Origin of the sequence: Pseudomonas nitroreducens (genome assembly GCF_010994165.1) — a bacterium.
Lineage (GTDB): Bacteria > Pseudomonadota > Gammaproteobacteria > Pseudomonadales > Pseudomonadaceae > Pseudomonas > Pseudomonas nitroreducens.
Window position 1 is genome coordinate 851,559 of sequence record NZ_WMBX01000003.1, and the last position, 15,635, is coordinate 867,193.

Consider the following 15,635-nt stretch of genomic DNA (forward strand, 5'->3'; position numbering starts at 1 on the left):
GTCAAAAGCTGTCGCCCCTCTGTAAATTATCCTGGGCGGGCAGTAGAATCGGTCCCTTTCGTGACAACCCCCGTGGAGTTGAGTGGCATGGCGGACGTGAAGAAGGTAGTCCTGGCGTATTCCGGTGGCCTGGACACCTCCGTGATTCTGAAGTGGCTGCAGGATACCTATAACTGCGAAGTAGTGACCTTTACCGCTGACCTGGGTCAGGGCGAGGAGGTCGAGCCGGCCCGCGCCAAGGCCAAGCAGATGGGCGTGAAAGAGATCTTCATCGAGGACCTGCGAGAAGAGTTCGTCCGCGACTTCGTCTACCCGATGTTCCGTGCCAACACCGTCTACGAAGGCGAGTACCTGCTGGGTACGTCCATCGCTCGTCCGCTGATCGCCAAGCGCCTGATCGAGATCGCCAACGCCACCGGCGCTGACGCCATCTCCCATGGCGCCACCGGCAAGGGCAACGACCAGGTTCGCTTCGAGCTGGGCGCCTACGCGCTGAAGCCGGGCGTCAAGGTCATCGCTCCCTGGCGCGAGTGGGACCTGCTGTCCCGCGAGAAGCTGATGGACTACGCCGAAACCCACAACATCCCGATCGAGCGCCACGGCAAGAAGAAATCGCCTTACTCCATGGATGCCAACCTGCTGCACATCTCCTATGAAGGCGGCGTGCTGGAAGATACCTGGACCGAGCACGAAGAGGACATGTGGAAGTGGACCGTCTCCCCGGAGAAGGCCCCCGACACCGCCACCTACATCGAGCTGACCTACCGCAAGGGCGACATCGTTGCCATCGACGGCAAGGACATGAGCCCGGCGCAGGTACTCACCGAGCTGAACCGCATCGGCGGCGCCAACGGCATCGGCCGTCTCGACATCGTCGAGAACCGCTACGTCGGCATGAAGTCCCGCGGCTGCTACGAGACCCCCGGCGGCACCATCATGCTCAAGGCGCACCGTGCCATCGAGTCGATCACCCTGGACCGCGAAGTCGCTCACCTGAAGGACGAGCTGATGCCGCGCTACGCCAAGCTGATCTACACCGGCTACTGGTGGAGCCCGGAGCGCGAGATGCTCCAGCAGATGATCGATGCCTCCCAGGAACATGTGAACGGCGTCGTGCGCCTGAAGCTTTACAAGGGCAACGTCATCGTGGTTGGCCGCAAGTCCGACGACTCGCTGTTCGATGCCAACATCGCGACCTTCGAGGAAGACGGCGGCGCCTACAACCAGGCCGATGCCGCGGGCTTCATCAAGCTCAACGCGCTGCGCATGCGTATTGCCGCGAACAAGGGCCGCAAGCTGTTCTGATAAGCTGGCGTCTCCCGTGACAAGCAGACCCCGGCCACGAGCCGGGGTTTGTGTTTATGAGCCCGTACTCCGGGCACCTGATGAGGAAAGAACCGATGAGACTGCTGCATACCATGCTGCGTGTCGGCGACATGGATAAATCCATCGCCTTCTATACCGAAGTCCTGGGCATGACCCTGCTGCGCCGCAAGGATTACCCGGACGGCCAGTTCACCCTGGCCTTCGTCGGCTACGGTAACGAGGACGACAACAGCGTCATCGAGCTGACCTATAACTGGGGCGTGGACAAGTATGAGCTGGGCACCGGCTATGGCCACATCGCCCTGGAAGTGGCTGATGTCTACAAGGCCTGCGAAGACATCCGTTCGCGCGGTGGCAAGATCACCCGCGAGCCGGGCCCGATGAAGCATGGCTCCAGCATCCTGGCCTTCGTCGAAGACCCGGACGGCTACAAGATCGAGCTGCTGTCGCCGCAGCGCAAGGACTGACCTGCGCCCGTCAGAAACCCCGCCCCGAGCGGGGTTTTTCTTTTCTGGCAGTGGGAGTCGAGCCGTTGGCGAGGAAGGGCGCTAGTGCCGGCACGGGGCGACTTAAAGTTCGCAGGTCATCCTCCTGAATGTCCTCGATGGTCGGGTGCAATGCCCGACGCAGGTATCGCCCAGCACCTTTGCGGAGGCTACGCCGGGTGCCTAGGGATTAGGAATCATCTGATGTCAGCGAAGATCGCTGCTACGGATACTTCGACCAGTATCCACGGGTTGCTCCGTGACGGCGCCCTGCAGGCCGTCCGGCAGCACCTTCGGTTCCTCGACGTCCAATTCCAATAATCAATCGCTTTCCTTCCCCCGCCGGCTTTCGCTTGCCGGTCGCTGCGATGCGTCACCGAACCCCGTGGTTGAAGAAGGCCTGCAAGCCTGTCGGCTTGCGGGCGCCCTTGTGACCGGGAATGGCCGCGGAGCCACCGCTGGCATTCCCACGACTGCCGAGTTCCGAGGCCCATCATGGCTAAAACAATCGTTGTAATCGACAAGGCTACCCACGCGACCACTCAGGTCAATCAGGCTGACCTGACTCTCCGCGCGCCTTCGGTCGTGAAGCTGGCCTTGAGCAAGGAGCAGGTCGTCAGCATGACCCGCGAGGGTAACGCCCTGGTGATCAAGACCCTGGATGGCGAAACCATCGTCATCCACGGGTTCTTCGGGGCTCCCGGTCAGCCGAACAGCGATCTGCTGCTCGACAGCGGTGACGGCCACTACTGGGTCGCCGAGGTCAATCAAGAGGGCTCCGCCTTCGCCAGCTACAGCGAGGTCGACTCGGTCGAGTCGCTGCTGGTGACCGAGGGCGGCGACCAGGGTGCACTGCCTTGGATATTGGGCGGTCTGGCGCTGGTAGCCGGCGGCGTTGCTGCGTCCAGTGGTGGCGGCGGTGGTGGCCATCACGGTGGCAGCGGGCTCAAGGCTCCCACTGCAGACCTGCAGGCAGGCGAGGCGGGTGGTCTGGTTGTCAGTGGCTCCACCAGTCCCGGTGCGAGCGTAACCGTAACCTTCCCGGATGGCTCCAGCACCACCGTGGTAGCCGATGCCGACGGACACTACCAGGCTTCCACTTCCTCCCCGCAGACCAGTGGTGGCGTGGATATCCACGTCGAGGATGGCAAGGGCAACAGCAGCGACGCCCACGTCAACTACACCGACACCACGGCGCCGAGCGCCCCCAGCACTGAAGTGATCACCAATGCCGACGGCAGTGTGACCGTGAGCGGCAGCGCCGAGCCCGGCAGCACCGTGACCGTCACCTATCCCGATGGCAGCACCGGCAGCGTCGTCGTCGGCGAGGATGGCGGCTACAGCCTGACATCGCCGCCCGACCAGCCCTCGGGCAGCCTGACCGCCAGCGCTACCGATGAGGCCGGCAACACCAGCCCGGGCACCCAGTTGCCTTACGTCGATGTCACGCCGCCTGCGGCACCGAGTATCGGCGTCACGGAAAATGCCGACGGCGGCCTCACCATCAGTGGCAGTGCCGAGGTCGGCAGCATCGTCACCGTTACCTTCCCGGATGGCTCGGTGGGCAATGTCATGGCGGACGGCAACGGCCAGTACAGCATCACCACCCATGTGCCGCAGGCCAGTGGCGAAGTCAGTGCCACCGCCACCGACGTCTATGGCAATACCGGTGAGCCCGGCAGCCTGGCATACGTCGATAGCACCCCGCCGGACGCGCCGCTGCTCGATCCGCTGGTTATGCTGGACGATGGCTCTGTCACCGTTTGCGGCACTGCCGAGCCTGGCTGCACCGTCACGGTGACTTTCCCGGACGGCTCCACGGGCACCACGGTCGCTGACGCGGCTGGGGCCTTCTCGGTTACTTCCGCTCGTCCGCAACCCAATGGTGACGTCAGCGCGGCGGCCACCGACCTGGACGGCAATACCGGCCCCGCGGCCACCGATACCTTCACCGACAGCACTGCGCCCGACGCACCGGTGCTGGGCCCGATCGTTACCAACGAAGACGGCAGCCTGACTGTCGGCGGCACCGCCGAGCCTGGCAGCACCGTCACCGTCACCTATCCCGATGGCAGCACCGGTTCCGTTGTCGTGGGTGAAGACGGCAGCTTCAGCATCACCTCGCCGGAGAACCAACCCACCGGCGAAGTCAGCGTCAACGCCACCGACGAAGCCGGCAACACCGGCGCCTCGGTGACCGAGAACTACAGCGACACCACGGCTCCGGAGGCACCGAGCGTGAATGTCGTGGCCAATGCCGATGGCGGCCTGACCGTGAGCGGCAGTGCCGAGCCGGGCACGACCGTTACCGTGACCTACCCGGATGGCTCGACCGGCAGCGCCACTGCTGGCAGCGATGGCAGCTACGAGATCACCACCCATGTCCCGCAGACCAGCGGTGAGGTAGCGGCAACGGCGACAGACGCCGCTGGCAACACCGGTGACGCCACCACCCAGAGCTACACCGACAGCACCGCGCCGCAAGCGCCGGTTCTCGACCCCATCGTCACCAACGACGACGGCAGCATCACCCTTGGCGGTTCGGCAGAGCCGGGCAGCACCGTGACTGTCACCTATCCGGACGGCAACACCGGCTCCGTGGTAGCGGGGGAGGATGGTTCCTGGTCGATCACCTCGCCGGAGAACCAACCCACCGGTGAGGTCAGCGTCAACGCCACCGACGAAGCCGGCAACACTGGCGCCTCGGTGAGCGAGAGCTACAGCGACACCACCGCCCCGGAGGCGCCGAGTGTCAACGTCACGGCCAATGCCGATGGCGGCCTGACCGTGAGCGGCAGTGCCGAGCCGGGCACGACCGTTACCGTCACCTTCCCGGATGGCTCCAGTTCCACGGCGACTGCGGGTAGCGATGGCAGCTATGAGATCACCACCCTCGTCCCGCAGACCAGCGGTGAGGTAACTGCAGCGGCGACAGACGCCACTGGCAACACCGGTGACGCCACCACCCAGAGCTACACCGACAGTACCGCGCCGCAAGCGCCGGTCCTCGATCCCATCGTCACCAACGACGACGGCAGCATCACCCTTGGCGGTTCGGCCGAGCCAGGCAGCACCGTGACTGTCACTTATCCGGATGGCAGCACGGGCTCCGTGGTTGTCGGTGAGGATGGTTCCTGGTCGATCACTTCGCCGGAAAACCAGCCCACCGGGGAAGTCAGCGTCAATGCCACGGATGAAGCCGGTAATACCGGTGCTTCGGTGACCGAGAGCTACGCCGATACCACGGCGCCGGATGCCCCGAGTGTGAATGTCGTGGCCAATACCGATGGCGGTCTGACCGTGAGCGGCAGTGCCGAGCCGGGCACGACCGTTACCGTCACCTTCCCGGACGGCTCCACCGGCAGCGCCACTGCTGGCAGCGATGGCAGCTACAGCGTCACCACCACGGTTCCGCAAACCACCGGTGACGTCAGCGCTAACGCGACCGACGCCGCAGGCAACACCGGTGACGCCACCACCCAGAGCTACACCGACAGCACCGCACCGCAAGCACCGGTCCTCGATCCCATCGTCACCAACGACGACGGCAGCATCACCCTTGGCGGTTCGGCCGAGCCGGGCAGCACCGTGACCGTCACCTATCCCGATGGCAGCACCGGTTCCGTTGTCGTCGGTGAAGACGGCAGCTTCAGCATCACCTCGCCGGAAAACCAACCGACCGGTGAGATCAGCGTCAACGCCACTGACGAAGCGGGTAATACCGGTGCCTCGGTGACCGAGAGCTACAGCGACACCACCGCTCCGGAGGCTCCGAGCGTGAATGTCGTGGCCAATACCGATGGCGGTCTGACCGTGAGCGGCAGTGCCGAGCCGGGCACGACCGTTACCGTCACCTTCCCGGATGGCTCCAGTTCCACGGCGACTGCGGGTAGCGATGGCAGCTATGAGATCACCACCCATGTCCCGCAGACCAGCGGTGAGGTAACTGCAGCGGCGACAGACGCCGCTGGCAACACCGGTGACGCCACCACCCAGAGCTACACCGACAGCACCGCACCGCAAGCACCGGTCCTCGATCCCATCGTCACCAACGACGACGGCAGCATCACCCTTGGCGGTTCGGCCGAGCCGGGCAGCACCGTGACCGTCACCTATCCCGATGGCAGTACCGGCAGCGTGGTCGTCGGTGAAGACGGTAACTTCACCATCACCTCGCCGGAGAACCAGCCCACCGGCGAAGTCAGCGTCAATGCCACCGACGAAGCCGGCAACACTGGCGCCTCGGTGAGCGAGAGCTACAGCGACACCACCGCTCCGGAGGCACCGAGCGTGAATGTCGTAGCCAATGCCGATGGCGGCCTGACCGTGAGCGGCAGTGCCGAGCCGGGCACGACCGTTACCGTCACCTTCCCGGACGGCTCCACCGACAGCGCCACTGCTGGCAGCGATGGCAGCTACGAGATCACCACCCATGTCCCTCAGACCAGCGGTGAGGTAGCGGCAACGGCGACAGACGCCGCTGGCAACATCGGTGACGCCACCACCCAGAGCTACACCGACAGCACCGCGCCGCAAGCGCCGGTTCTCGACCCCATCGTCACCAACGACGACGGCAGCATCACCCTTGGCGGTTCGGCAGAGCCGGGCAGCACGGTGACCGTCACTTACCCGGATGGAACCACCGGCAGCGTGGTGGCAGGCGAGGATGGTCGCTTCACCCTCACGTCCCCGGCTGGCCAGCCCAGCGGTGATGTGACCGCCACGGCCACGGACCAAGCCGGCAACACCGGTCCGTCCGCCACCGGCGAATTCGCCGATACCACCGCGCCCGACGCGCCGAGCGTCACCGTCAGCGCCAATGCCGACGGCGGCCTGACCGTCAGCGGTAGCGCGGAAGCGGGCAGCACCGTCACCGTGACCTTCCCGGATGGCAGTACCGCAATCGTCCCCGCTGGCGATAATGGCGAATACAGTGTCACGACCCATGTGCCGCAGACCAGCGGTGACGTCAGTGCGACTGCGACTGACGCGGCAGGCAATACCGGCGATTCGACCACCTTCACCTACACCGATAACACGGCACCGCAAGCACCGGTCCTCGATCCCATCGTCACCAACGCCGATGGCAGTATCACCGTTGGCGGCAGTGCCGAACCAGGCAGTACCGTCACCGTCACCTATCCGGACGGCAACACCGGCTCCGTGGTAGCGGGGGAGGATGGTTCCTGGTCGCTCACTTCGCCGGAGAACCAACCCACCGGTGAGGTCAGCGTCAACGCCACCGACGAAGCCGGCAACACCGGTCCGTCGGCCAGTGAAAACTTCACCGATACCACCGCGCCGCAAGCACCGAGTGTCAATATCACCGCCAATGCGGACGGTGGACTGACCGTGACCGGCACGGCGGAGGCGGGCAGTACGGTAACCGTGACCTTCCCGGACGGCACCAGCGGTACGGCGACTGCTGGCTCCGATGGCAGCTACAGCATCACCACGACGGTGCCGCAGACCAGCGGCGACGTCAGTGCGACTGCGACTGACGCGGCAGGCAATACCGGCGATTCGACCACCTTCACCTACACCGACAGCACCGCACCGCAAGCACCGGTCCTCGATCCCATCGTCACCAACGACGACGGCAGCATCACCCTTGGCGGTTCGGCAGAGTCGGGCAGCACCGTGACTGTCACCTACCCGGATGGCAGCACCGGCAGCGTGCTCGTCGGTGAAGACGGCCGCTTCACCATCACTTCGCCGGAGAACCAACCCACCGGTGAAATCAGCGTCAACGCCACTGACGAAGCGGGTAATACCGGCGCCTCGGTGACCGAGAACTACAGCGACACCACGGCTCCGGAGGCACCGAGCGTGAATGTCGTGGCCAATGCCGATGGCGGCCTGACCGTGAGCGGCAGTGCCGAGCCGGGCACGACCGTTACCGTGACCTACCCGGATGGCAGTACTGGTACGGCGACTGCCGGCTCCGATGGCAGCTACAGCGTCACTACGAACGTGCCGCAGACCAGTGGCGACGTCAGTGCGAGCGCGACTGACTCGGCAGGCAATACCGGCGATTCGACCACCTTCACCTACACCGACAGCACCGCACCGCAAGCACCGGTCCTCGATCCCATCGTCACCAACGACGACGGCAGCATCACCCTTGGCGGTTCGGCAGAGCCGGGCAGCACCGTGACTGTCACTTACCCGGATGGCAGCACCGGCAGCGTGCTCGTCGGTGAAGACGGCCGCTTCACCATCACTTCGCCGGAGAACCAACCCACCGGTGAAATCAGCGTCAACGCCACCGACGAAGCCGGCAACACCGGCGCCTCGGTGACCGAGAACTACAGCGACACCACGGCTCCGGAGGCACCGAGCGTGAATGTCGTGGCCAATGCCGATGGCGGCTTGACCGTGAGCGGCAGTGCCGAGCCGGGCACGACCGTTACCGTCACCTTCCCGGATGGCTCAACCGGCAGCGCCACTGCTGGCAGCGATGGCAGCTACGAGATCACCACCCATGTCCCGCAGACCAGCGGTGAGGTAGCGGCAACGGCGACAGACGCCGCTGGCAACACCGGTGACGCCACCACCCAGAGCTACACGGACAGCACTGCCCCGGAAGTGCCGGTCCTCGATCCCATCGTCACCAATGACGACGGCAGCATCACCCTTGGCGGTTCGGCAGAGCCGGGCAGCACCGTGACCGTCACCTATCCCGATGGCAGCACCGGTTCCGTTGTCGTCGGTGAAGACGGCAGCTTCAGCATCACCTCGCCGGAGAACCAGCCCACCGGTGAGATCAGCGTCAACGCCACTGACGAAGCGGGTAATACCGGTGCCTCGGTGACCGAGAGCTACAGCGACACCACCGCTCCGGAGGCACCGAGCGTGAATGTCGTGGCCAATACCGATGGCGGTCTGACCGTGAGCGGCAGTGCCGAGCCTGGCACGAACGTTACCGTCACCTTCCCGGATGGCTCCAGTTCCACGGCGACTGCGGGTAGCGATGGCAGCTATGAGATCACCACCCATGTCCCGCAGACCAGCGGCGAGGTCAGCGCGACCGCCACTGATACGGCCGGCAACACCGGCGATGCCGCCACCCGGACCTATACCGACAGCACCGCGCCGCAAGCGCCTGTCCTCGATCCTGTCGCGACCAACGACGACGGCAGCATTACCGTGGGCGGCAGCGCCGAACCGGGCAGCACCGTCACCGTGACCTATCCCGATGGCAGTACCGGCTCCGTGGTCGCGGGTGAAGACGGCTCCTGGTCGATCACCTCGCCGGACAACCAGCCCAGCGGTGAGATCAGCGTCAATGCCACCGACGAGGCCGGCAATACCGGCGACTCGGCGACCGAGAGCTACACCGACACCACCGCGCCGGATGCGCCGAGCGTGAATGTCGTCGGCAATGCCGACGGCGGCCTGACCGTAAGTGGCAGTGCCGAGCCGGGCACGACCGTCACAGTGACCTTCCCCGATGGTTCCACCGACACCGTCACGGCGGGCAGCGATGGCAGTTACAGCATCACCACGAACGTGCCGCAGACCAGTGGCGAGGTGACCGCCAGCGCCAGTGATGCGGCAGGCAACGTGGGCGACAACACCACCGTAGGCTACATCGACAGCACCGCTCCGCAGTCGCCGAGCGTAACCGTCAGCGCCAACGACGATGGCGGATTGACCGTCAGCGGCAGCGCGGAAGCCGGCAGCACCGTCACCGTGACCTTCCCGGACGGCTCGACTGCCTCGGTGACCGCCGGCAGCGACGGTCGCTACGAAATCACCACCCATGTGCCACAGACCAGCGGCGAGGTCAGCGCCAGCGCGACTGATGCCGCTGGCAATGCCGGCGCGCCCACCGTCGAGAGCTACACCGACACCCAGGGCCCGCAGGCCCCGAGTGTGAACGTGACGGCGAATGCCGACGGCGGCCTGACGGTTGCCGGCAGCGCCGAACCGGGCAGCAGCGTGAGCGTGACCTTCCCCGATGGCAGCACGGCGACGGCCACGGCCGGCAACGACGGCAGCTACAGCGTCACCACCACGACTGTGCAAACCAGCGGTGACGTCAGCGCCAGCGCCACCGATGCCGCCGGCAACACCGGTGCTGCGGCGACTGTGGCCTACACCGACACCGGCGCACCGCTGGCGCCAAGCGTGAACGTGACGGCGAATGCCGATGGCGGCCTGACCGTGACGGGCACGGCAGAGGCGGGTAGCACCGTCACCGTGACCTTCCCGGATGGCAGCACCGGCACAGCGACCGCGGGCACCGATGGCAGCTACAGCGTCACCACCCACGTCCCGCAAACCAGCGGTGACGTCAGCGCCAGCGCCACCGATGCCGCTGGCAATACCGGCGCAGCGACCGTCGAGTCGTACACCGATGGCACCGCGCCGCTGGCACCGGAGCTGGACCCACTGGTCACCAACGGCGACGGCAGCGTCACCCTCACCGGCAGCGCCGAAGCGGGCAGCACCGTGACTGTCACCTTCCCGGACGGCACCACCGGCTCCGTGGTCGCGGGCAACGATGGCGCCTTCAGCATCACCTCGCCGGCGGGACAACCCACTGGTGATGTCACTGCCAATGCTACCGACGCCGCCGGCAATACCGGTCCGTCGGCCACCGGCGAGTTCGCCGACACCACCGCACCGGACGCACCGAGCGTAAACGTCAGCGCCAATGCCGACGGCGGCCTGACCGTCAGCGGCATTGCGGAGGCCGGCAGCACCGTCACCGTGACCTTCCCGGATGGCAGCAGCAGCACCGCGACCGCGGGCAGCGACGGTGCCTACAGCGTGACCACCACAGTGCCGCAGACCACCGGTGAAGTCAGCGCGACCGCCACTGATGGCGCCGGCAATACCAGCGGTGCCGTCACGGTGGACTACACCGACACCGGCGCGCCGCAGTCGCCGAATGTGAACGTCAGCGCCAACGCCGATGGCGGCCTGACCGTGGCGGGCACGGCCGAAGCGGGCAGCACCGTCACCGTCACCTTCCCGGATGGCACCAGCGGTACGGCGCTCGCCGGTACCGACGGCAGCTACAGCGTCACCACCCACGTACCGCAGACCTCGGGCGAAGTCAGTGCACTGGCAACCGACGCCGCCGGCAATGACGGCTCGGCCACCACTGCCACGTACACGGACACCAGCCTGCCGCAGGCGCCGGTGCTTGACGCGCTGGTGAACAATGCCGATGGCAGCGTTACCGTCAGCGGCAGCGCCGAAGCTGGCAGTACCGTCACTGTCACCTACCCGGATGGCACCACTGGATCGGCGATTGCCGGTTCCGATGGTCGTTTCAGCGTCACCTCGCCGGTTGGCCAGCCCAGTGGCGAAGTCAGCGCCAGCGCCACCGACCTGGCGGGCAACGCCGGCCCGGCAGCGACGGCCGACTTCACCGACACCACCGCCCCGGCTGCGCCGAGCGTGAACATCGCGGTCAACGCCGATGGTGGCCTGACCGTGACGGGTACGGCCGAGGTGGGCAGCACCGTCACCGTGACCTTCCCCAGTGGCACCACCGGTACGGCGACTGCCGGTCCTGACGGCAGCTACAGCGTCACCACCCACGTCCCGCAGAGCACGGGCGAAGTCAGCGCCGCGGCGACCGACGCGGCCGGCAACACCGGTGCGTCCGCCTCCGCGGACTACGCCGACAGCACCGCGCCGCTGGCGCCCAGCGTGCTGGTCAACGCCAATGCCGACGGCACCCTGGTGGTCAGCGGCAACGCCGAGGCCGGCAGCCAGGTCACCGTGACCTTCCCGGATGGCTCGCAGCAGACCGTTACCGCCAACGCCGCGGGCAGCTACAGCGCCACCAGTGCCGCTGCCCAGGGCAGCGGTGAAGTCAGCGCCGTAGCCACCGACGCCGCCAGCAATAGCAGCGACAGCGGCAGCGCTCATTACGCCCTGGCGACGGTCAGCGGCATCTCCGAAGACAACGGCCTGAACAGCGGCGACTTCATCACCAACGACAACACCCTGGTGGTCAGCGCCACGGTGGACGGGCAGCTCAACGCCGGCGACAAGGTGCAGATCTCGATTGACGGCGGCCAGACCTGGCACGATGCCGTCGACCAGGGCAATGGCACCTACGTCTTCGATAACAGCGGCTCGGTCATGGATGATGGCGACTATCTGTTCATGGCCCGCGTGGTCGGTAGCGAAGGCAACGTCAGCCTGGCCGGCGGCCAGGCGGTGCAGATCGATACCCAGGGACCGTCCGCCAGCCTGACCATCAGCTTCGATGACATCAGCGACGACAACGGCTACCTCGGCAACGACTTCGTCACCAACGACAACACGCTGCTGTTCCACGGGCACCTGAGCCAGAACCTGGCGGACGACGAAGGGGTGGAAATCAGCCTCGACGGTGGCCAGACCTGGCAGCGGGTCGAGGTCAACGGCACCGACTGGAGCTTCGACAACACCGGCAACGTACTGGGCGACGCCGAGTACGACGTGCAGGTGCGGGTGGTCGACGATGCCGGCAACGTCGGCAACAGCTCCAGCCACACCGTAGTGATCGACACCGACGGCCCAGGCGCCGACAAGACCATCACCCTCGATGCCATCAGCGACGACAATGGCGCCCAGGGCAACGACTTCATCACCAACGACAACACCCTGGTGTTCTCCGGCAAGCTGGGCGTTGCGCTCGGTGACGGCGAAGGCGTGGAGATCAGCCTGGACGGCGGCCAGACCTGGCAGCGTGCCGAGGTCTCCGGAACGGACTGGCGCTTCGACAACACCACTGACGTGATCGCCGACGGCAGTTACACCGTGGTCGTGCGGGTGGTGGACGACGCCGGCAATATCGGCCAGAGCGCTCAGCACGACCTGAGCATCGATACCCTGGCGCCGACCTTCACCAGTTTCGTGCTCGACCTGGATACCGCCAGCGATAACGGCAGCAGCACTAGCGACAACAAGACCAGCGTGATGACGCCGAGCTTCACCGGCACCGTCGCCGGTCTCTCCGCCGCGGACGCGGCGGCAGCCGCGGCGGGCAAGATCACCGTGATGCTGTTCGACGACAAGAACGGCGATGGTGTTTATGGCGAGGGCGATGTCATCTACGCCCAGGACCTGGCACTGACGGTGAACGGGACCGGCGGCACCTTCAACGTGACGCTGCCGTCGATGTTCGATGGCAGTTACAACCTGAAGGCGGTGCTGGTGGACGAGGCGGGTAACCACTCGCAGGTCGGCCTGCTCGACAACAGTGTCGATGCCAGGCTGGTCATCGACGTGGCGGGTACGCCCTCCGTTTCCGGCAGCACGCAGGCCTATGACGGTCTGGGGTATGCCTTGTCGTCGGCCGGAGACTTCAATGGTGACGGCTACGAGGACTTCATCGTCTCCGCGCCGCATACCATTTATGGCTCCGCGGCGGCCTACCAGTCCGACATGTATCTGGTCTACGGCGGTCCCAATGGCCTGCCGAGCCTGTCGAATCTGGACAGCATGACTGCTGACCAGGGCTTCCGCATTACTTCCACCAGTTACACCGGTACGGGGGGGGACGTCGGCATCCAGGGGCATGCAGTGACCAATCTGGGAGATATCAACGGTGATGGCTTCGACGACATCGCCATTTCCTCGACTCTGAGCGACCGCATCTATGTGATCTTCGGCCGTGAAGGCAAGGACCTCAGTACTCTCAGCCTGAGCAGCATCGAGAACGGCGCCACCATCGACGGATTCGTGATCAAGAACTACAACACCGGCGGTTGGCTCGGCAGCTCCATCGCAGGGGGTGACCTGAACGGTGACGGCTATTCGGACATCATCATCTCGTCACTCGACGGCAATGGCGGCAATGGCATGGCCGTCGTTCTCTATGGTCGCGAGGGCGATGCTGGCTCCGCGACCTGGGGCAACATGATGGCGTCCAACTATGCCAGCGCTACCAACCCGGGCGGGCTCTACTATTCCACTGGGGCTACCTCTTCGACCCTGGGGAGCCGGGTCGAGAATCAGACCAACATCCGCACCACCTATGCCCAAGACGGTGATTCCGATCTCGGTGCGGTGGTTCAGGTGATCGGCGACGTCAATGGAGATGGTTTCAATGACTTCATCATTACCGCACCGCGCAGTAACGGGGTCACCGGCGGCACTGTCGCTTCCAGCGGCACCGCGTACCTGATCTTCGGCAGCAAAAATGGCCTGGGCGCCTCGTACGACCTGAACAACCTGACGCCGGATCAGGGGGTCCGCCTGACAGGAGCTCAGGCGAATGAGTATCTGGGTGGTACCACTGTGTTGGCTGGTTCCACCACTGACCAGGGCGGGGCCTATTACCCGCAGCCCTCGTCGGTGAAGAACATTGGTGACATCAATGGGGACGGCATCGAGGACTTCGCCATCGGCTCGGCCCTTTGGGGTGATTCGGCGGCGGACGGTAGTGCTCCGGGGCGCGTCTATGTCATCTATGGCAAGGCTGCCGGGGATACCTGGTCGAACCTGAGCCTGGGTGCCTTGGATGGCAGTAACGGATTCATCCTGTCCAGCAGCAGCAACGGTACCGCCCTCGGCGGCAACGTTACCTCGGCCGACAGTCAGCTGGGGCTGAGCATCAGCTCGGCGGGTGACGTCAACGGCGATGGCATCGATGACTTCCTGATCGGTGCACCCGGCTACGACCAGGGCAGCTCGCAGCAGAATCTCGGCGCCGCCTACCTGGTGTACGGCAGGGCCGGTGGTGGCTTCGATGCGAGCTCGGACCTGGACGCCTTGGTGGCGGCCGGCGAGGCGGTGAAGCTGGTTGGCCTCAAGGCCAACGATTATGCCGGTACTGGCGTGGCCATCGGTGACTGGAACGGTGATGGCATTGCTGACTACGGCTACGGCACCTGGCGTAGTGACACCAGTTCCACCGACGGCGGTGGCTACAACATCTACAGCGGCTCCATCGCGCTGCTGACCCACAGCTACACCGTCGGCGACGACGAAATCTGGGCCGGCACCACCAGCCCGGGAGCGTCCGCCATCAACAACGGGGTGGACATCATCAGCGGCGGTCAGGGCAACGACATCATCCACGGCATCGGTACCGACACCACTGGTACCACCGATACCAGCGTGCAGCATGACGTGGCCATGGGCGGTGCCGGCAACGACACCATCGGTCTGGTCGGGACGACCTTCACCCGGGTCGACGGTGGCCTGGGCATCGATACCCTCAAGTTCGAGGCCTCCGGCCTGCAGCTGGATCTCACCAGCTACGGTACGCGGGTCAAGGGCTTCGAGATCTTCGACCTGGGCAGCAGCCAGGAGGGCAGCGGCAACAACACCCTCTCGCTGCGACTGTCGGATGTCCTTAAGCAGGTCGATACCACCAGCGTCGAGGTACCCAACCTGATGATCAAGGGCGACGGCACTTCCACCGTGGATCTGGCCGAAGCCGTCGGTTCCGGCGGCTGGGAAGTCAGTGGCAGCAAGACCGTGAATGGCGTCGACTACGACATCTGGCACAACGCGAGCATGGGGAGCAACACCAATGCGGACCTGCTGATCCAGCACGGCATCAACGTGGTCTGACGAGGACCCGGCCCAGGGGCGCTACGCGGCCAGAGCCCCTGGATCCCGCTACCGGCCGCGACTCTCTTGCCTGACCGGCGGGGTGCTCAGCGCCTCCCGCCGGTTGGGCGCTTGTCGTTTAGGAAACGTCTCATTCATGTGCGGCAGCCGGCTCCAGATAATGACCCGGACGATTCGCAACAGGCCGTCCTGAGCGGCCTTCTTCTACAGCGGGTATCCCCCAGCACAGCCCTCCGGCGGCCGCTGGCAGGCCCCTCTCTCCACGCCCTCCAGGGCGCTGCAGACGAACGT

3 protein-coding genes are annotated in these 15,635 nt (G+C 65.5%); all 3 read left to right on the plus strand.

The window, feature by feature from the left end:
• The first annotated feature begins 87 nt into the window (after positions 1–87).
• The 3 genes from GJV37_RS17215 (at position 88) to GJV37_RS17225 (ending at position 15,344) form a co-directional block, all read left to right on the plus strand.
• Positions 88–1,305, plus strand: coding sequence for an argininosuccinate synthase (locus GJV37_RS17215; protein WP_024765404.1), 1,218 nt, complete (start codon positions 88–90; stop codon positions 1,303–1,305).
• Positions 1,306–1,400: 95 nt separating this feature from the next.
• The gene (gene gloA, locus GJV37_RS17220) at positions 1,401–1,793 is read left to right on the plus strand and encodes a lactoylglutathione lyase (protein WP_024765405.1); all 393 of its coding nucleotides are present in this window, start codon (positions 1,401–1,403) and stop codon (positions 1,791–1,793) included.
• A gap of 513 nt (positions 1,794–2,306) precedes the next feature.
• A complete protein-coding gene (locus tag GJV37_RS17225) occupies positions 2,307–15,344 on the plus strand; it encodes an Ig-like domain-containing protein (RefSeq protein WP_193452781.1) in 13,038 nt (4,345 codons plus the stop codon).
• The last annotated feature ends 291 nt before the right edge of the window (positions 15,345–15,635 follow it).